Origin of the sequence: Yimella lutea, from assembly GCF_006715095.1 — a bacterium.
Taxonomy (GTDB): Bacteria; Actinomycetota; Actinomycetes; order Actinomycetales; family Dermatophilaceae; genus Yimella; species Yimella lutea.
In genome coordinates this window covers 2,535,378-2,553,276 of the sequence record NZ_VFMO01000001.1, presented here as the reverse complement: position 1 = coordinate 2,553,276, position 17,899 = coordinate 2,535,378, and the positions used below count along the sequence as shown (strand labels likewise).

Sequence of the window (17,899 nt, the reverse complement as noted above, 5' to 3'; positions counted from 1 at the left end):
TAACGATTCCGTCCTGTGAGGCGGCGAAGGAGGTCCTGACGCCATGCGTCCTGACTCAACAGACTCCCCGTCCGAAGGCACCTCTTCCACGGGTCGAGTAGTCCTCAACTCCAGCGACATTCAGCGCGCGCTGCGCCGGATCGCCCACGAAGTGGTCGAGCACAACAAGGGAGCCGATGACCTCGTCGTGCTCGGTATCCCGGCCCGCGGAGCGGTACTCGCCACACGCCTGGCCGACTCCCTGCGCGAGGTCGAAGGCACCGAGGTGCCCGTCGGCACGCTCGACGTGACGATGTACCGCGACGATCTGCGCCGCAACCCGGTGCGCACCGCGTTGCCGACGACCATTCCGGACTGCGGGGTCGATGACAGGGTCGTGGTGCTGGTCGACGATGTGCTGTACTCCGGCCGTACCGTTCGAGCGGCACTGGACGCACTCGGTGACCTCGGCCGGCCGCGCGCCGTCCGGCTCGCCGTGCTGGTCGACCGTGGTCACCGTGAACTCCCGATCCGCGCCGACCACGTCGGGAAGAACCTGCCCACGTCCAGCCAGGAGCGGGTGTACGTGCGACTGACCGAGTTCGACGATGTCGAGGACGAAGTGCGCATCGACGCCGGAAAGGCCGACATGAGCGAGGGGGACCAGCGATGAAGCACCTACTCTCGGCCGCCGATCTGTCCAAGGACCAGGTGCTCGAGCTGCTCGACACCGCCGAGCAGATGCACGACGTGCAGCACCGCGATGTCAAGAAGCTGCCCGCGTTGCGCGGACGGACGGTCGTGAACCTCTTCTTCGAGGACTCCACCCGCACCCGATCTTCCTTCGAGATCGCCGGCAAGTGGTTGTCCGCCGACGTCATCAACGTCTCGGCGAAGGGCTCCTCCGTCAGCAAGGGCGAGTCGCTGCGCGACACCGTCATGACCGTCGCCTCGATGGGGGTCGACGGGCTGATCATCCGCCACCACGCCAGTGGTGCCCCCGCACAGGTGGCCCGGTGGGTCAATGCCGCCATTGTCAATGCGGGCGACGGTACGCACGAACACCCCACCCAGGCCCTGCTGGACGCGTACACGATGCGTCGCCGGCTGGGCGACCTCGAAGGCAAACACGTCGCGATCGTGGGCGACCTCACCCACTCGCGCGTCGTGCGCAGCAATCTGCTGCTGCTGCGCACGCTCGGAGCGCAGATCACGCTGGTCGCGCCGCCGACGTTGATGCCGAGTGGTATCTCCGATTGGGCCGCGGCGGAGGGATTCTCGATCACCGGCGAGCTCGACCCCGTGCTGCCGACGATCGACGTCGCGATGATGTTGCGGGTGCAGAAGGAACGGATGAGCGGCGGCTACTTCCCGACGCCCCGTGAGTACACCATCGGCTACGGCCTGACCCGCGACCGATTGCGCAAGCTGCCGGAGCATGCGGTGATCTGCCACCCCGGCCCGATGAACCGGGGCCTGGAGATCGCGGCCGACGCCGCCGACGAAGCCCGTTCGGCGATCCTGGACCAAGTGTCCGCCGGTGTCGCCGTCCGGATGAGCGTTCTGTACCACCTGCTCGGAGGAAACGCGTGAGCACCGAAGACACCACCGAAAGCAGCGCCTACCTGATCAAGGGTGCTGACATCCTCGGCCGCGGAGCCGGCGACCTGCTGCTGGCCGACGGTGTGATCCGTGGGCTCGGCTCGATCGACGCACCTGCCGACGCGATCGTGCTCGACGCGGACGGCCTGGTCGCATTGCCCGGACTGGTCGATCTGCACACCCACCTGCGCGAGCCCGGCCGGGAGGACGCCGAGACGGTCGCCACCGGATCCGCCGCCGCGGCGGCCGGTGGGTTCACCGCCGTCCTGGCGATGGCGAACACCAACCCGGTGACCGATACCGCCGAGGCCGCGGAGCACATCCACGACCTGGGCCGCCGCTGCGGTCTGGTCGACGTTCATCCCGTCGGCGCCGTGACCAAGGGCCTGGCCGGCGAGGAACTCGCCGAACTCGGCCTCATGCACCGCAGCAGCGCCGCGGTCAACGTCTTCTCCGACGACGGCAAGTGCGTACACGACGCCCGGCTGATGCGCCGCGCGTTGGAGTACGTCCGGGCCTTCGACGCAGTCATCTCCCAGCACAGTCAGGACCCGCGCCTGGCCGACGGACAGGCTTGCTGTCACGAGGGCGAACTGTCCGGACGCCTGGGACTGCCCGGCTGGCCGGTCGTCGCCGAAGAAGTCATCGTGGCACGCGATGTGATGCTCGCCCGGCACACGAACTCTCGGGTGCACGTGGCGCATGTGTCGACGGCCGGTTCGGTCGAGGTGATCCGTTGGGCGAAGGCTCAGGGCATCAAGGTGACCGCCGAGGTCACACCGCACCACCTGATGCTGACCACGGACCTGCTGGCTACCTACGACCCGACGTTCAAGGTGAACCCGCCGCTGCGCCCGAACCAGCACGTGCAGGCGCTGCGCGAGGCGCTCGCCGACGGCACGATCGATGCCGTCGCAACCGATCACGCCCCGCACGCGCGCCACGACAAGGAGCACGCGTTCGGCGAGGCAGCCTTCGGCATGTTGGGTCTGGAGCAGGCGCTGCAGGTGGTCAACACGGTGATGCACCGGGACGGCACGTTGGACTGGGCGGGGGTCGCCGACCGAATGTCCGGTGCACCCGCACGGATCGCCGGGCTCGCCGGTCAAGGGCGCCCGCTCGCCGAAGGGGAGCCGGCCAACCTGGTGCTCTTCGATCCGGAAGGTCAGGTCGTCATCGACGGCGCTGCCTCGCAGTCGCTGTCCCGCAACAACCCGTGGCACGGACGCACCCTGCACGGACAGGTGGTCGCCACCTTCCTGCGCGGTCGCGCCACTGTGCTCGATGGAGAGGTCAACTCGTGAATTCCGTTGTGAACCAAACCCGCTCGCTCGACGAGAGGGAGCGGGCGGTGCTCGTGCTGGAGGACGGCACGAGGTTCGAGGGTGAGGCCTACGGTGCCGTGGGCAGCACGTTCGGAGAGGCCGTTTTCTCGACCGGCATGACCGGCTACCAGGAGACACTCACCGACCCCAGCTACCACAAGCAGGTCGTGGTCATGACCGCGCCGCACGTCGGCAATACCGGCGTCAACGACGACGACGCCGAGAGCAAGCGCATCTGGGTGAGCGGCTACGTGGTGCGTGACCCCGCCCTGCGCCCGTCGAACTGGCGCTCGCAGCGCACGCTCGAGGACGACCTGCGCGAGCAGGATGTGGTCGGCATCTGCGGCGTCGATACCCGGGCGCTCACCCGTCACCTGCGCGAGCGGGGGGCCATGCGGGTCGGGATCTTCTCCGGACCCGACGACATCGAGGGCGACCTCGTCGAGAAGGTTGCCGAGCAGCCGTTGATGGCCGGGGCCGAACTGGCGTCCGAGGTCTCCACCGAGCGGGCCTACGTCGTGCCGGCAGTGGGGGACAAGCGGTTCACCGTGGCCGCGCTCGACCTGGGCATCAAGGCGATGACCCCGCAGCGGATGGCCGAGCGAGGCATCGAGGTCCACGTGCTTCCGGCGACCTCGACCATCGATGAGATCCGGGCCGTGAAGCCCGACGGCGTCTTCTTCTCCAACGGCCCGGGTGACCCGGCGACGGCCCCGCAGGTGGAGGTGCTGCGCGAGGTGCTGCGCGCCGGGATTCCGTTCTTCGGCATCTGCTTCGGCAACCAGTTGCTCGGGCGAGCGCTCGGGTTCGGCACGTACAAGCTGAAGTACGGCCACCGTGGCATCAACCAACCGGTGATGGACCGTCGCACCGGCAAGGTCGAGATCACCGCGCACAACCACGGCTTCGCGGTCGATGCGCCCCTCGACGGGGACGTCGAGGCCCCGGCCGGCGCCGAGTTCGGACGCGTCCGCGTCTCCCACGTGTGTCTTAACGACGACGTGGTGGAGGGCCTGGAGTGCCTGGACATCCCAGCGTTCTCGGTGCAGTACCACCCGGAAGCTGCCGCCGGTCCGCACGACGCCGCATACCTGTTTGACCGCTTCGTCGAACTGCTCGAAACCACTGCAGGAGGCAAGCACTGATGCCCAAGCGCGAGGACATCAAGTCGGTCCTGGTGATCGGCTCCGGCCCGATCGTCATCGGTCAGGCCTGTGAGTTCGACTACTCCGGCACCCAGGCCTGCCGGGTGCTGCGCGAGGAGGGGATCCGGGTCGTCCTGGTCAACTCCAACCCGGCGACGATCATGACCGACCCGGAGTTCGCCGACGCCACCTATGTCGAGCCGATCACCCCGGACGTCGTCGAGGCGATCATCGCCAAGGAACGCCCGGACGCGGTGCTGGCCACCCTCGGGGGCCAGACCGCCCTCAACACGGCGATCGCCCTGCACGAGCGCGGGACGTTGGAGAAGTACAACTGTCCGCTGATCGGTGCGAACGTCGAGGCGATCGAACTCGGTGAGGACCGGGAACGGTTCAAAGGTGTCGTCGAGCGCTGCGGCGCCGAGTCGGCGAAGTCGAAGATCTGTCACTCCATGGACGAATGCCTCGACGCCGCAAAGGAACTCGGCTACCCGGTCGTCGTCCGTCCGTCGTTCACGATGGGCGGTCTCGGCTCTGGTTTCGCCTACGACGAGGATGACCTGCGTCGCATCGCCGGCGCCGGTCTGCAGTACAGCCCGACCACCGAGGTGCTCCTGGAGGAGTCGATCCTCGGCTGGAAGGAGTACGAACTCGAGGTGATGCGTGACCACGCCGACAACGTCGTGGTGGTGTGTTCGATCGAGAACCTCGACCCGATGGGCGTGCACACCGGCGACTCGATCACCGTCGCCCCGGCGCTGACGCTCACCGACCGCGAGTACCAGAAGCTGCGCGACATCGGCATCGCCGTGATCCGCGAGGTCGGTGTCGACACCGGCGGGTGCAACATCCAGTTCGCGGTCAACCCCGCCGACGGACGCATCATCGTCATCGAGATGAACCCGCGAGTCTCGCGATCGTCCGCATTGGCTTCCAAGGCAACGGGATTCCCGATCGCCAAGATCGCGGCCAAGATGGCGATCGGTTACACGCTCGACGAGGTGCCGAACGACATCACCGAGCAGACCCCGGCCAGTTTCGAGCCGACGCTCGACTATGTGGTGGTCAAGGTGCCGCGGTTCGCGTTCGAGAAGTTCCCTGCGGCCGACCCGACGCTGACCACCACGATGAAGTCGGTGGGCGAGGCGATGTCGATCGGCCGCAACTTCACCGAGGCCCTGCAGAAGGCGCTGCGTTCGATGGAGCGCAAGGACGCGACCTTCCACTGGCGCAAGGACATCGCGCCGACCATCGAGGCCGGTCGCGAACTGCTGGAGCAGGCGAAGACACCGACCGACGGGCGAATCGTCCTGGTGCAGCAGGCGTTGCGTTCCGGGTTGTCTGTGCAGGAAGTGCACGACGCGACCGGTATCGACCCGTGGTTCCTGGACCAGATCGAGCTGATCAACCAGATCGCCACGAAGGTGGAACAGGCCGACCGGCTCACCCCGCAGCTGCTGCGCCTGGCGAAGCGGCACGGCTTCTCCGACAGCCAGTTGGCGCAGCTCACCGGCACCCCGGAGGCGGTCGTCCGCGGCGTCCGTCACGCGCTCGGTGTGCGTCCGGTGTTCAAGACGGTCGACACGTGCGCGGCGGAGTTCCAGGCGTCCACCCCCTACCACTACTCCACCTACGACCAGGAGAACGAGGTCGCGCCGCGCGAGAAGCCGGCCGTCCTCATCCTCGGGTCCGGGCCCAACCGCATCGGTCAGGGAGTCGAGTTCGACTACTCCTGCGTGCACGCGTCGTTCGCTCTGCGCGAAGCGGGTTTCGACACGGTCATGGTCAACTGCAACCCCGAGACCGTCTCAACCGACTACGACACCTCCAGCCGGCTCTACTTCGAGCCGCTGACGCTGGAGGACGTCCTCGAGGTCTTCCACGCCGAGAAGCAGGCCGGCCCGATCGCCGGTGTGATCGTGCAACTCGGCGGGCAGACGCCGCTCGGGCTGGCGAAGGCACTCAAGGACGAAGGTGTGCCGATCGTCGGCACCTCGCCCGAGGCGATCGATCTCGCCGAGGACCGCGGAGCCTTCGGACGCGTGCTCGCCGAGGCCAACCTCCCGGCGCCCAAGCACGGCATCGCCTACAGCGCCGCCGAGGCGGTCGAGGTCGCGAGCGACATCGGCTACCCGGTGCTGGTGCGGCCCTCGTACGTGCTCGGTGGACGCGGCATGGAGATCGTCTACGACGACGACACGTTGCGCGAGTACGTCACCCGGGCGACGACCGCTTCGCCGGAACACCCGGTGCTGGTCGACCGCTTCCTGGACGACGCCATCGAGATCGACGTCGACGCGCTCTTCGACGGCAACGAGATGTACCTCGGCGGCATCATGGAGCACATCGAGGAGGCCGGTATCCACTCCGGTGACTCCGCCTGCACCCTGCCGCCGGTCACGCTCGGCGCGCAGGAGATCGAACGGGTGCGCGAGTCCACCCGTCGTCTCGCCGAAGGCATCGGCGTCCGTGGGCTGATGAACGTCCAGTTCGCCCTCGCGCAGGACATCCTCTACGTGCTGGAGGCCAACCCCCGGGCCAGCCGCACCGTGCCGTTCGTCGCCAAGGCGACCGGAGTGCCGCTGGCGAAGGCGGCCGCACGCGTGATGCTGGGCGCGAGCATCAAGCAGCTGCGCGACGAAGGGCTGCTCCCACAGACCGGCGACGGCTCAGAACTGCCGAGCCACGCGCCGATCTCCGTCAAGGAGGCGGTGCTGCCGTTCAAGCGCTTCCGCACCCGGGAGGGCGACGTCGTCGACAGCCTGCTCGGCCCGGAGATGCGTTCGACCGGTGAGGTCATGGGTATCGACCGCGACTTCGGCTCGGCGTTCGCCAAGGCCCAACTCGGCGCGATCAGCGGATTGCCGACGTCCGGCGTGGTCTTCGTCTCCGCCGCGAACCGTGACAAGCGCGCGATGATCTTCCCGGTGAAGCGGCTGACCGACCTCGGGTTCACCGTCATGGCGACCGGCGGTACGGCAGAAGTTTTGCGCCGCAACGGAATTCCGGCACAGGTGGTGCGCAAGCACAGTCTCGGACGCGGCGCGGACGGTGAACCGACGATCGTCGACCGCATCCTCGCCGGCGAGGTCGACATGGTGTTCAACTCGCCCTCGGGCGGTGGAGCACGGGCGGACGGCTACGCGATTCGTGCGGCGACGACCAGCATGGACCGGCCGATCATCACCACCGTGCAGGAACTCGGTGCCGCGGTGCAGGGCATCGAGTCGTTGCAGACGGGGGAGATCCGGGTGAAGCCGCTGCAGGCTCACGCCGCGGATCTCGACCTGTACGGCCGGACGGGCGCAGCGGGTGCTGGTCACCAGCAAAGCTGAGGTCATCGCGACCCGGCGGATGGGCGCGTTCCGGCACCTGACACTGGTCGCGCCGCAGATCGCCGACATCGCCAAGCCGGGTCAGTTCGTGTCCGCCGCGGTCGGTGGTCACGCCTCGGCGCTGGTCGGGCGACGCACCGTCCCGATCAGCAACGCGTCACCCAGTGGCACGTACGGCGGCACGGTCGAGATCATCGTCGACTCCGACGGTGACGCCGGCGTCCGGTGGCTTGCCGAACGCCGAGCCCACGACGAGGTCGACCTCATCGGGCCGATCGGTCGGCCGTTCCCGTTGCCGTCGAGCGCGGTCGATGCGGTCGTCGTCGGGGTGGGTGCCAGTGCTGCTTCGCTGAGCTGGCTCGCCGGCCAGTTGCGTGATCGAGGCTGCCGGATCGACCTGGTGCTGGGCGGCACCGATGACCGGCACCTGGTGGGAGTCGTCGAGGCACGCCGCATCGTCGGCAACGTGTCCGTCGTGCTGCCGTCAGCTGACACCGGCCTGTCGGAGCAGGTGGCCGCGGCCGTGCGTCAGTTGCTGCGCACCGGTGAGGCGTCGGTGGTCTACGCGGCCGGCAGAGCGCCGCACCTGGCCTCAGTGGCCGCGGTGGCGCAGCCGTTCGGTGTCGTCGTCCAGTGCTGCATCGACGAGGAAATGCCCTGTGGCACAGGACTGTGCGGTAGCTGCGAGGTGCCGGTGCAGTCGAAATCGGGCGACCGGCATTCGATCCGTTGCTGTACCGAGGGCGCTGTCCTTCGTGCCGACCGGGTGCGTTGGCCGCTGTACCTGCAGGACCTGTCCGGCATCTCGACCGTGGTCACGTCATGAGCGCCGCACTCGACGCGCTCGCGGTGGACGTCGGCGGGTTGCGTCTGAAACACCCGGTGATGGGTGCCTCCGGTTGCGTGGCCTTCGGGCGCGAACTCAAACGCCTGGGCATCGCCGACGATCTCGCGGCCATCGTCACTCCGTCGATGACCGCCAGCACCCGACCGGCCTCACGACGCGGGGTGCTGCGGGAGTCGGCGAGCGGTCTGCTCGCACCCACCGAGCGTCCCTCGTTGGGCGTCGACCGATTGCGACCGACCGCGTTGCCATGGGACGATGATGCGATCGGGCAGGTCGTGGTGTCGATCGCGGGCACGACGATCGGCGAATGCGCCGAAGTAGCACAGGGATTGCGGCGCAACTCGCTCATGCGCAGGGTCGCAGCTGTCGAGATGAACCTGGCGTGCCCCGACGCGAAGAACTCCGGACGGCCGTTCTCGCACGACGAGTTCCAGGCGACCAAAGCGGTGGCCCGGGTGCGCGAGGAGCTCCCGCGCTCGGTGCCGCTGCTCGCGAAGCTCAGCGCCGACGTCACGGACGTCGCCGACATCGCCCGTGGGTGCGTGAAGGCCGGCGCGACGGCGATCGTGGTCGGCAGCCCGTTGCGTGCGATCGGTCGTCCCTTCGGTCCGCACCAGCACATCGACGTCGCTGCCCCCAGCGGTGGCCTGTCCGGCCCGGCGATCCTGCCGGTCACGTTGCGCGCGATCTGGGACCTGCGTGCCGCCGTCCGTTCGGGACGTCTGGCTCCCGTGCATCTGGTTGCCGTCGGGGGAGTGAGCAGCGCGGCGGACGCACTCGCGGCGCTCGCCGTCGGAGCCACCGCCGTGCAGTTGGGCACGGCTCTGCTGCACGATCCGTCCAGCGCGCGCTCCGTCGTCGATGGTCTGTCAGAACACTTGAGTCACAACGGAATCGACAGCGTGCTCGACCTCGTCGGGCTCGCTCACGAAGGGTGAACGATGCAGACCTCGACCCAAACCTCGATGCAGACCTTCGGCTCACGCCTCAGCGCCGCCATGAACCAGCACGGTCCGTTGTGTGTCGGCATCGACCCGCACGCGGCCCTGCTACGGGACTGGGGTTTGACCGACGATGTCGACGGTCTGCGTGAGTTCGCGCTGCGATGTGTCGAGGCGTTCGGTGGGCACGCAGCGATCGTCAAACCGCAGGCGGCCTTCTTCGAACGATTCGGATCGGCCGGCGTCGCCGTCCTGGAAGAGACGTTGGCCGGGCTGCGTGCGGCCGGGACGTTGAGCCTGCTCGACGTCAAGCGGGGCGACATCGGCAGCACGATGGACGCGTACGCCGCGGCGCCACATCGCGCCGAACTCCTCGCGCGACGTCCGCTCGGTCGTGCTCACGGCCACCATCATCCCCGGCCCGCGCTCACGTCGTTCCGCGCTTGAACCAGCGGAACGTCGTGACGCACAGGATCAGGCCCGCGATGCCCACGCCAGGAGGACGAGGGCCGTCTTGCCGGTCTCCCACGACCCGGCCATCTCGCCGGCCGCCATCTCGGCCGGGAAGAACACCGAGCGCATACCCTGGGCGATCCACTTGAGCGGGAAGATGGCGGCGGCCTGCTGCAACCACGTGGGCACGTCGTCGAAGGCGATGTAGACGCCCGAGATGAACTGGAGCACGAGCATCGGCCCGATGACGACGGCCCCGATCGAGCGGGACGTCGCCAGCGAGGAGTACGCGATGCCGAGCACCGTGCCGCTGAAGACGCCGAGCCCGAAGACGAGCACGAAGACGGCCCAGCGCTCGGGGTCGGTCGGCAGGTCGACGTCGAAGAACAGCGTCGCCACGACGAGGAGCAACACCGTCTGCAGCACGGAGGTCACGCCGACGAGTCCGACCTTGCCCAGGAAGTACGCCACCGACGGCATGGGGGTGGCGCGCAGCCGCTTGAGCGTGCCGTCGTCACGTTCGGTGGCGATCGACAGGGCCATCGTCTGGAAGCTCGTGAGGAGCACACCGGCCGAAAGCATGCCCGGCATGAAGAACAGGCCCGCGGTCATCGCGTCCTGGCCTGCCCCTTCCTCGAACTGGGCCGAGAAGATGACCGAGAACAGGCTCAGCAGCAGGATCGGGAACAGGAAGGAGAAGAACACCGACTCCTTCTCGCGCGAGTACATCTTCAGCTCGAGGATGGTGCGGTCCAGCCCGAGGGCGAGCGCGTTCACGACGCCACCTCCGTGGTGTCGTCGGTGATGTGGGGGGCGATGAGGGTGAGGTAGGAGTCCTCGAGCGATGGTCTGGTGACGGTGAGGCCGGGGACCTCGCCACCCGGCATCCGGGCTGCGAGCCGGGCCACCTCCGCGGTCGGCGTCGCGGTTCGCATGCTCCGTCGGATGCCGTCCTCCTCCCACGTGACCGTGGCCTCCGACGTGCCCCGCCCGCCCAGCGCCGCAGGGGTGTCGAGGACGAGGAGGCGACCGGCGGCGATGACGCCGACCCGGTCCGCGAGCTCTTCGGCCTCGTCCAGGTAGTGGGTCGTGAGCAGGATCGTCGTGCCCTGGTCGGCCAACGCGCGGATGAGGGTCCAGAAGTCGCGCCGGGCCTGCGGGTCGAACCCGGTGGTCGGCTCGTCGAGGAAGATCAGCTCGGGCCCACCGACGATCCCCAGGCCGACGTCGAGGCGGCGTCGCTGGCCACCGCTCAGCCCCACGATGCGGGTGTCGGCCTTGTCGGCGAGCCCGACGGCGGCGATCACCTCGTCGACGTCGCGGGGGTCGGAGTAGACCTTCGCCGTGCTCGCGAGTGCCTCGCGGGGGGTCAACAGGTCCAGGCCCGCCGAGGTCTGCGTGACGATGCCGATCTGGTTGCGCCAGGAACGCCCCGCTCCCTCGGGGTCCGTGCCGAGCACGCGGACCTCGCCGGCGTCACGGCTGCGAAATCCTTCGGCGATCTCGACGGTGGTCGTCTTCCCGGCCCCGTTGGGTCCGAGGAGCGCGAACACCTCCCCCGTGCGGATGTCGAGGTCGAGCCCGTCGACGGCGGCCCGCCCGCCATAGGCCTTGCGCAGGCCCCTGATCGTGATTGCGTCGTCCATGGGTCCAGACTGCCCGCCCGGGAGCGTGGGCTGGAACACCCATGCAGTGGATGCCGGGTCCACCACCCGGTGGACCCGGGACCCGCGGAGTCAGGCCTGGGGTGCGGGGGGCGTGTCCTGGGGGCCGTTGCCGGAGCCACCGGCATACCCGCTCGGCGGCGGGATGACGGCCTCACGCTGCCCGAAGTCGACCTTGGGGGCCTCGCGCTGTTCCCCGACGGCCTCGAAGTACTCGGCCCGGGAGATGGTGAACACGCCGGCGATGATGTTGCTCGGCACCGTCTCGACCTTGGTGTTGAGGTCGCGGACCGTGGCGTTGTAGTAGCGGCGGGCCGAGGCGATCCGGTCCTCGGTCGAGGGTGAGCTCGGCCTGCAGCGCCATGAAGTTCTGGTTGGCCTTCAGGTCGGGGTAGGCCTCGGCGATGGCGAGCAGCCGTCCGGGGGCTTGGCTCAGCATGTTCTCGCTCTCGGCCTGCTGCGCCGGGGACTGGCCGGGCGCCATGGCACCAGCTCGGGCCTTGATGACATCCTCGAGCGTGCCGCGCTCGTGGGCTGCGTAGCCCTTGACCGTCTCGACGAGGTTGCCGATGAGGTCGTGCCGGCGGGTGAGCTCGACGTCGATCTGGCGCCAGGCCTCCTGCACCAGGTTGCGCAGCTTGATGAGGCCGTTGTACGTCGCGATGGCCCAGCCGACGACGGCGATGAGCAGCACCACGATGGCGATGACGATGACAAGGGCGGCTGTCATGGGACTCCTCGAGGAGACGGGTAACTGCCTCAAGCGTAGATGCCAGCAGGTGTGTCCGCGGTCACACTGCGGTAGCCTGCCTTGGACCTGACCAGTCCGCACCGACAGATTGGCCCTCCCATGGACACCATCGTCGTCGGCGTCGACAACAGTGAGGCCTCCACCCGCGCGGCGGAGTTCGCCGTTGATCGCGCCCAGAAGAACCACTGGAAGATCGTCCTCGTCCACGTGATCCCTTGGACACCGTTCTCCTTCCAGACCGCCAGCGAGAACGAGCACCGGCACCGTGAACGGCAGCGTGAACTCGAGGCGGCGACCGAACAGGTCATCGCGCCCATGGTCGAGATCTGCGAGCGTGGCGGGGTGCCCCACGAGGAGATCGTGCGCCACGGCAAGGCATCCGAGACGTTGCTCGACATCAGCGCGGAGTCCGGCGCCGTGCACATCATCGTCGGCCGCACCGGCGACTCGGGGCTGCGCGACGCCGTGTTCGGCAGCGTGGCCAACCGCCTGGCTCAGCACGCCAGCGTTCCCGTGACGGTGGTGCCCTGATGGGAGAGAACACCATGCGTGACAGCGAGACCCCGCAGATGGGGTCGGCCACCAAGACCCTCGGCATCATCGGCGCAGTCGTCGCCGCCTTCTACGTCGTCATCTTCGCGCTCTCACCGAAGCCGATCACCTTCCCGAGCCCGGTCCCCGAGTTCGCACCGGACGCCACGCTGTTCGACAAGGTGTCGGGGTGGATCACCGGCCTGGTCTTCTACGGCCCGTCCGCCAATGGCGAGTACACGATCCGCATCGTCGTCATCTGGCTCATCACGGCCGCGATCTTCTTCACGATCTGGCTCGGCTTCATCAACGTGCGCGGCTTCAAGCACGCGATCGACCTCGTGCGCGGCAAGTACTCCGACCCCAACGACGCCGGTGAGGTGTCGCACTTCCAGGCCCTCGCCACCGCGGTGTCGGGCACCGTCGGTCTCGGCAACATCGCCGGTGTCGCCATCGCCATCGCCATCGGCGGTCCCGGCGCGACGTTCTGGATGATCGTCGCGGGCTTCCTCGGCATGAGCCTGAAGGCCGCCGAGTGCATGCTCGGGGTCAAGTACCGCCAGGAGCACGCCGACGGAACCGTCTCCGGTGGCCCGATGTACTACCTCCGGGATGCCGTGAAGGACCTCGGCAAGCCGGGCCTGGGCAAGGGTCTGGCCGCGTTCTTCGCCGTCTGCATGATCGGTGGCGCGGTCGGTGGCGGCAACATGTTCCAGTCCAACCAGGCCACCGCCCAGATCGTCAGCCAGGTCGGGGGCGAGGAGAGCTTCCTCGGCCGCAACACCTGGATCATGGGCCTGCTGTTCGCCGCCGCCGTCGGCGCGGTGATCATCGGCGGCATCAAGAGCATCGCCAAGGTCACCGAGAAGATCGTGCCGTTCATGGCGATCCTCTACCTCGGTGCCTGCCTCATCGTGCTCCTCGGCAACTTCGGGGAGGTCCCGGCGGCCTTCGGGGCGATCCTCGACGGCGCCTTCACCGGCGAGGGCGCAGCGGGCGGCGTCATCGGCGCCCTGATCGTCGGCTTCCAGCGGGCGGCGTTCTCCAACGAGGCCGGTCTGGGCTCGGCCTCGGTCGCCCACTCCGCGGTGCGCACCAAGGAGCCCGCGACCGAGGGCTTCGTGGCGTCGCTCGAGCCGTTCATCGACACCATCGTCATCTGCACGATGACGGCGTTGACGATCATCATCACCAAGGCCTACCTTGACCCCGCTGCCTCCGAACTCGGCGGTGTGGCCCTGACCTCGAACGCCTTCGCCTCGGTCCTGCCGTGGTTCCCGAAGGTCCTCGCGGTCGCCGTGGTGCTCTTCGCCTTCTCGACCATGATCAGCTGGTCGTACTACGGCATGAAGGCCACCGGGTACCTGTTCGGTGACAACCCGTTGGCGGAGAACGTCTTCAAGGTCATCTTCCTCGGCTTCACCGTCCTGGGTTCGATCGCCAGCCTCGGCTCGGTCATCGACTTCTCGGACTCGATGATCTTCATGATGAGCATCCCCAACCTGATCGGTCTCTACCTGTTGCGCAACGTCATCCGGCGCGAGTTCTCGCACTACCGGGCACGTCTGGCCTCCGGCGAGATCAAGGAGTTCGCCGACCGGCACTGAGCTCCGCACGGCGCAGGGCCCGACGGTTCGCCGTCGGGCCCTGCTGCTGTTTCAGGCGAGGCCGAGGTCAGCGAGGCCGAAGACGTGCCGGTACTCCAGCCCGGCATCCGCGAACTTCTCCGCCGCGGCTCTGCTGCACGATCCGTCCAGCGCGCGCTCCGTCGTCGATGGTCTGTCAGAATACTTGAGTCACAACGGAATCGACAGCGTGCTCGACCTCGTCGGGCTCGCTCACGAAGGGTGAACGATGCAGACCTCGACCCAAACCTCGATGCAGACCTTCGGCTCACGCCTCAGCGCCGCCATGAACCAGCACGGTCCGTTGTGTGTCGGCATCGACCCGCACGCGGCTCTGCTACGGGACTGGGGTTTGACCGACGATGTCGACGGTCTGCGTGAGTTCGCGCTGCGATGTGTCGAGGCGTTCGGTGGGCACGCAGCGATCGTCAAACCGCAGGCGGCCTTCTTCGAACGATTCGGATCGCCCGGCGTCGCCGTCCTGGAAGAGACGTTGGCCGGGCTGCGTGCGGCCGGGACGTTGAGCCTGCTCGACGTCAAGCGGGGCGACATCGGCAGCACGATGGACGCGTACGCCGCGGCGCACCTGGGGCCGGCGGCGCCGACGCGGGCGGACGCCATCACGGTGAGCCCGTTCCTCGGCGTCGACAGTCTCGAGCCGGCGTTCGAACTCGCGCGTGCGACCGGCTCCGGCATCTTCGTGCTCGCGCTCACCAGCAATGCAGAGGGCGCGCAGGTGCAACACGCACGGCAGCGCGACGGGCGCACGGTAGCGCAGACGGTGATCGACGCGGTCGCCGACCTCAACGACGCGACCCCGGCCGACCGGCGGGTCGCCGACATCGGGCTGGTGGTCGGCGCGACGACCGGCGAGGACATCGCCGATCTGGGTCTGGGCGACGCCCTCGAACACTGTCGCGGGCCGCTGCTGGCGCCGGGCCTCGGGGCGCAGGGCGCGACCGTCGAGGACATCGCTCGCGCCTTCGGTGCGGCATCCGCACAGGTGCTGCCGTCGGCGTCCCGGGCGGTGCTCGCGGCCGGTCCGGACGCTGCTTGTCTGCGGGAGGCGTTGCGTGCGACCGCGACCCACGCCGCCGCGGCCCTGGGCTAGGGTCTGACCGGACGCCTTCGGGCGTCGAGCGAGCGTCGGTCAGGATCGAGCGGCGATCGATAGACCTGAACACCTCTGTGGCCCAAGGAGATTGCACGTGGCACTTCCCCAGTTGACGCCTGAGCAGCGCGCCGAGGCTCTGGCGAAGGCGGCGGAGGCCAGGCGCAGACGCGCCGCCGTGAAGAACCGGCTGAAGAACTCGCAGGGATCGCTGCAAGAGGTCATCGACAGCGGTCGCAACGACGAGATCATCGGCAAGATGAAGGTGTCCGCCTTGCTGGAGTCCATGCCCGGCGTCGGCAAGGTCCGCGCAGCGCAGATCATGGACGAGATCGGGATCGCCTCGACCCGTCGGCTGCGCGGTCTGGGCAACCACCAGATCGCCGCTCTGTTGGAGCGTTTCGAGAAGCGCTGATGTCGACCACCGCCTCCACCTCATCCCCGTCCGGCGCGGCGCCCCTGTTCGTGCTGGCCGGCCCGACCGCCGTCGGGAAGGGCACTGTCGCGGCCTACATCAGGCAGAACTACCCCAAGGTGTGGCTGTCGGTCTCGGTCACCACACGGGCCCCGCGTCCCGGTGAGGTCGACGGCGTCCACTACCACTTCGTCGGCCAGGCCGAGTTCGACCGGATGGCCGAACAGGACGAACTCCTGGAGTACGCGATCGTGCACGGCCGGGCCAGTTACGGCACCCCGCGCCGTCCGGTGCAGGACGCGATCGAAGCCGGCCGCCTGCCGTTGCTCGAGATCGACCTGCAGGGTGCACGCCAGGTGCGCGAACGGATGCCGGACGCCTTCTTCGTGTTCCTGACGCCGCCCAGCTGGGACGAACTGGTGCACCGACTCATCGGCCGCGGCACCGAATCCGCGCAGGAACAGGCCGTCCGGCTGGAGACCGCGCGCGCCGAACTGGCTGCCCAGAAGGAGTTCGACGCCACCATCGTCAACGAGGATGTTGGGGTTGCCGCCGCAGAACTCGTAGACTTGATGGAGCGGCACGCTTCTGCGGCCCGCGCAACGCATTAAAAACCCCGAACGAAACGAGAGCTTCTTCGTGTCTGGCACCAAGGCTGCCCCCGAGGGCATCACCAACCCGCCGATCGACGACCTGCTGCAGGTGGCCGACTCAAAGTACGCGCTGGTCATCCTGGGCGCCAAGCGCGCACGGCAGATCAACGCCTACTACTCGCAGCTGTCCGAAGGTCTGCTGGAGTACGTCGGCCCGTTGGTCGACAGCCAGATCAACGACAAGGCCCTGTCGATCGCGCTGCGCGAGATCAACGACGGACTGCTGAACGTCGACAAGGTCGAGGCCTAGTCACCACCGGCATGCGCATCGTTCTCGGTGTCGGCGGAGGTATCGCCGCGTACAAGGCGTGCACCCTCCTTCGCCGATTCACCGAGTGTGGGCACGACGTCACCGTCGTGCCCACAGCATCCGCGCTGAAGTTCGTCGGCGCTCCCACCTGGGCGGCGCTGTCGGGTAAACCGGTCAGCGACCAGGTCTGGGACGACGTGCATCGCGTGCCGCACGTCCGGATCGGCCAGCAGGCCGACCTGGTGGTCGTCGCGCCGGCCACTGCCGACCTGCTCGCGAAGGCGGCGCACGGGCTGGCCGACGATCTGCTGACCAACACCCTGCTCACCGCGCGCTGCCCGGTCGTGCTCGCGCCGGCGATGCACACGGAGATGTGGACGCACCCGGCGACGGTTGCCAACGTCAGCACGCTGCGCGAGCGAGGCATCGATGTCATCGAGCCGGCGTCCGGTCGCCTCACCGGCGCGGACACCGGCCCGGGACGCCTGCCGGAGCCCGAGGACATCTTCGAGCACTGTCGCTGCTACATCGAGGGCGTCAGCGGCGGCCCCAATGACGAACTCAACGGCAAACACGTCGTGATCAGCGCGGGCGGCACCCGTGAACCGCTTGATCCGGTGCGCTATCTGGGCAATCGTTCCTCCGGCAAGCAGGGGTACGCGCTCGCCGCTGCGGCCGCGCGCCGGGGCGCCCGGGTGACGCTCGTGTCGACGGCCTCCTTGCCGCTACCCGGCGGCGTCGACCTGGTGAAGGTCGAGACCGCACTCGAGCTCGAACGTGAGATGAAGGCACTCGCCGGCGGGGCCGACGTCATCGTGATGGCCGCAGCCGTCGCCGACTTCCGTCCGGCGCAGGTTTCCGCCGCCAAGATCAAGAAGGGTTTCGCCGCCGGTGACCCGGATGCACCCACCGTCGAGTTGGTGCGCAACCCCGACATCCTGGCCGGCCTGGTCGAAGCACGCGGCGACTCGCGCACGCCGTACATCGTCGGGTTCGCCGCCGAGACCGGTGACGAGCACGGTGACGTCCTCACTCATGCCCGAGCCAAGTTGGAACGCAAGAAGTGCGACCTGCTCGTCGCCAATGAGGTGGGGGACGGAGTCACCTTCGGGCAGGACACCAGCACCGTCCACCTGATGCGTCCGGGGCAGGAGCCCGTCACGGTGGGTCCGGCGGACAAGAATCTGATCGCCGACACGGTGTGGGACGCGGTGGGTCAGGACCTCTCCTGACCTTTACACTCAGGTCGGCCCGGCGACGGGTCGACACAAG

At 68.3% G+C, this 17,899-nt stretch carries 17 protein-coding genes and 2 pseudogenes; 15 read left to right on the top strand and 4 right to left on the bottom strand.

Going from position 1 to position 17,899, the window contains the following annotated elements:
• The first annotated feature begins 43 nt into the window (after positions 1 to 43).
• The 8 genes and pseudogenes from pyrR to pyrF (FB459_RS12305) all read left to right on the top strand — a co-directional run.
• Positions 44 to 652, top strand: a complete 609-nt coding sequence (gene pyrR / locus FB459_RS12340; RefSeq protein ID WP_129625018.1) for a bifunctional pyr operon transcriptional regulator/uracil phosphoribosyltransferase PyrR — start codon at positions 44 to 46, stop codon at positions 650 to 652.
• Positions 649 to 1,572 (top strand): aspartate carbamoyltransferase catalytic subunit, encoded by a 924-nt coding sequence (locus FB459_RS12335; protein WP_129625019.1) that lies wholly within the window; start codon positions 649 to 651, stop codon positions 1,570 to 1,572. Before pyrR ends, FB459_RS12335 begins: the two co-directional genes overlap by 4 nt.
• Positions 1,569 to 2,885 (top strand): dihydroorotase, encoded by a 1,317-nt coding sequence (locus FB459_RS12330; RefSeq protein ID WP_141928721.1) that lies wholly within the window; start codon positions 1,569 to 1,571, stop codon positions 2,883 to 2,885. Before FB459_RS12335 ends, FB459_RS12330 begins: the two co-directional genes overlap by 4 nt.
• Positions 2,882 to 4,051 (top strand): glutamine-hydrolyzing carbamoyl-phosphate synthase small subunit, encoded by a 1,170-nt coding sequence (carA, locus tag FB459_RS12325; RefSeq protein WP_246092434.1) that lies wholly within the window; start codon positions 2,882 to 2,884, stop codon positions 4,049 to 4,051. Before FB459_RS12330 ends, carA begins: the two co-directional genes overlap by 4 nt.
• Positions 4,051 to 7,386, top strand: a complete 3,336-nt coding sequence (gene carB / locus FB459_RS12320) for a carbamoyl-phosphate synthase large subunit (protein ID WP_141928720.1) — start codon at positions 4,051 to 4,053, stop codon at positions 7,384 to 7,386. The genes carA and carB overlap by 1 nt, the downstream gene beginning before the upstream one ends.
• Positions 7,364 to 8,212 (top strand): iron-sulfur cluster-binding protein, encoded by an 849-nt coding sequence (locus FB459_RS12315; RefSeq protein WP_246092432.1) that lies wholly within the window; start codon positions 7,364 to 7,366, stop codon positions 8,210 to 8,212. Before carB ends, FB459_RS12315 begins: the two co-directional genes overlap by 23 nt.
• Positions 8,209 to 9,171: a beta/alpha barrel domain-containing protein gene (locus tag FB459_RS12310; protein ID WP_141928719.1), complete on the top strand. Its 963-nt coding sequence runs from the start codon at positions 8,209 to 8,211 to the stop codon at positions 9,169 to 9,171. The genes FB459_RS12315 and FB459_RS12310 overlap by 4 nt, the downstream gene beginning before the upstream one ends.
• A gap of 27 nt (positions 9,172 to 9,198) precedes the next feature.
• Positions 9,199 to 9,528, top strand: a pseudogene (pyrF, locus tag FB459_RS12305) (orotidine-5'-phosphate decarboxylase); the annotation flags it as partial.
• A 120-nt stretch (positions 9,529 to 9,648) separates the two neighbouring features.
• Here pyrF (FB459_RS12305) and FB459_RS12300 read toward each other — a convergent pair.
• The 4 genes and pseudogenes from FB459_RS12300 to FB459_RS18060 all read right to left on the bottom strand — a co-directional run.
• The gene (locus tag FB459_RS12300) at positions 9,649 to 10,404 is read right to left on the bottom strand and encodes an ABC transporter permease (protein ID WP_246092431.1); all 756 of its coding nucleotides are present in this window, start codon (positions 10,402 to 10,404) and stop codon (positions 9,649 to 9,651) included.
• Entirely contained in the window at positions 10,401 to 11,273 is an 873-nt protein-coding gene (locus tag FB459_RS12295; RefSeq protein ID WP_141928717.1) for an ABC transporter ATP-binding protein, read from the bottom strand. Before FB459_RS12295 ends, FB459_RS12300 begins: the two co-directional genes overlap by 4 nt.
• Before the next feature lie 90 nt (positions 11,274 to 11,363).
• Positions 11,364 to 11,615, bottom strand: a complete 252-nt coding sequence (locus FB459_RS18065; protein WP_281279590.1) for a LemA family protein — start codon at positions 11,613 to 11,615, stop codon at positions 11,364 to 11,366.
• Positions 11,616 to 11,691: 76 nt separating this feature from the next.
• Positions 11,692 to 12,021 (bottom strand): annotated as a pseudogene (locus tag FB459_RS18060) (LemA family protein); the annotation flags it as partial.
• 120 nt (positions 12,022 to 12,141) lie between these two features.
• On the opposite strand from FB459_RS18060, the gene FB459_RS12285 reads away from it, so the two are divergent.
• The 7 genes from FB459_RS12285 (at position 12,142) to coaBC (ending at position 17,859) form a co-directional block, all read left to right on the top strand.
• Entirely contained in the window at positions 12,142 to 12,573 is a 432-nt protein-coding gene (locus tag FB459_RS12285; RefSeq protein ID WP_141928716.1) for a universal stress protein, read from the top strand.
• Positions 12,573 to 14,180 (top strand): alanine/glycine:cation symporter family protein, encoded by a 1,608-nt coding sequence (locus tag FB459_RS12280; protein WP_246092430.1) that lies wholly within the window; start codon positions 12,573 to 12,575, stop codon positions 14,178 to 14,180. Before FB459_RS12285 ends, FB459_RS12280 begins: the two co-directional genes overlap by 1 nt.
• Positions 14,181 to 14,427: 247 nt before the next feature.
• On the top strand, positions 14,428 to 15,309 hold the full coding sequence (gene pyrF / locus FB459_RS12270) for an orotidine-5'-phosphate decarboxylase (protein ID WP_246092429.1): 882 nt from the start codon (positions 14,428 to 14,430) through the stop codon (positions 15,307 to 15,309).
• A 97-nt stretch (positions 15,310 to 15,406) separates the two neighbouring features.
• The gene (gene mihF / locus FB459_RS12265; protein ID WP_141928715.1) at positions 15,407 to 15,724 is read left to right on the top strand and encodes an integration host factor, actinobacterial type; all 318 of its coding nucleotides are present in this window, start codon (positions 15,407 to 15,409) and stop codon (positions 15,722 to 15,724) included.
• Positions 15,724 to 16,335 carry a guanylate kinase gene (gene gmk, locus FB459_RS12260; protein WP_141928714.1) on the top strand — a complete coding sequence of 204 codons (612 nt, stop codon included), beginning with the start codon at positions 15,724 to 15,726 and terminating at the stop codon, positions 16,333 to 16,335. Before mihF ends, gmk begins: the two co-directional genes overlap by 1 nt.
• A gap of 28 nt (positions 16,336 to 16,363) precedes the next feature.
• On the top strand, positions 16,364 to 16,627 hold the full coding sequence (gene rpoZ / locus FB459_RS12255; protein WP_129625025.1) for a DNA-directed RNA polymerase subunit omega: 264 nt from the start codon (positions 16,364 to 16,366) through the stop codon (positions 16,625 to 16,627).
• 11 nt (positions 16,628 to 16,638) lie between these two features.
• Positions 16,639 to 17,859 (top strand): bifunctional phosphopantothenoylcysteine decarboxylase/phosphopantothenate--cysteine ligase CoaBC, encoded by a 1,221-nt coding sequence (gene coaBC / locus FB459_RS12250; RefSeq protein WP_141928713.1) that lies wholly within the window; start codon positions 16,639 to 16,641, stop codon positions 17,857 to 17,859.
• Positions 17,860 to 17,899: the final 40 nt, after the last annotated feature.

Coding starts and splice junctions, on each gene's coding strand:
- pyrR (WP_129625018.1), top strand. CDS start 44: ATGCGTCCTGACTCAACAGACTCCCCGTCCGAAGGCACCTCTTCCACG.
- FB459_RS12335 (WP_129625019.1), top strand. CDS start 649: ATGAAGCACCTACTCTCGGCCGCCGATCTGTCCAAGGACCAGGTGCTC.
- carB (WP_141928720.1), top strand. CDS start 4,051: ATGCCCAAGCGCGAGGACATCAAGTCGGTCCTGGTGATCGGCTCCGGC.
- FB459_RS12310 (WP_141928719.1), top strand. CDS start 8,209: ATGAGCGCCGCACTCGACGCGCTCGCGGTGGACGTCGGCGGGTTGCGT.
- FB459_RS12295 (WP_141928717.1), bottom strand. CDS start 11,273: ATGGACGACGCAATCACGATCAGGGGCCTGCGCAAGGCCTATGGCGGG.
- FB459_RS12285 (WP_141928716.1), top strand. CDS start 12,142: ATGGACACCATCGTCGTCGGCGTCGACAACAGTGAGGCCTCCACCCGC.
- FB459_RS12280 (WP_246092430.1), top strand. CDS start 12,573: ATGGGAGAGAACACCATGCGTGACAGCGAGACCCCGCAGATGGGGTCG.
- pyrF (WP_246092429.1), top strand. CDS start 14,428: ATGCAGACCTCGACCCAAACCTCGATGCAGACCTTCGGCTCACGCCTC.
- gmk (WP_141928714.1), top strand. CDS start 15,724: ATGTCGACCACCGCCTCCACCTCATCCCCGTCCGGCGCGGCGCCCCTG.
- coaBC (WP_141928713.1), top strand. CDS start 16,639: ATGCGCATCGTTCTCGGTGTCGGCGGAGGTATCGCCGCGTACAAGGCG.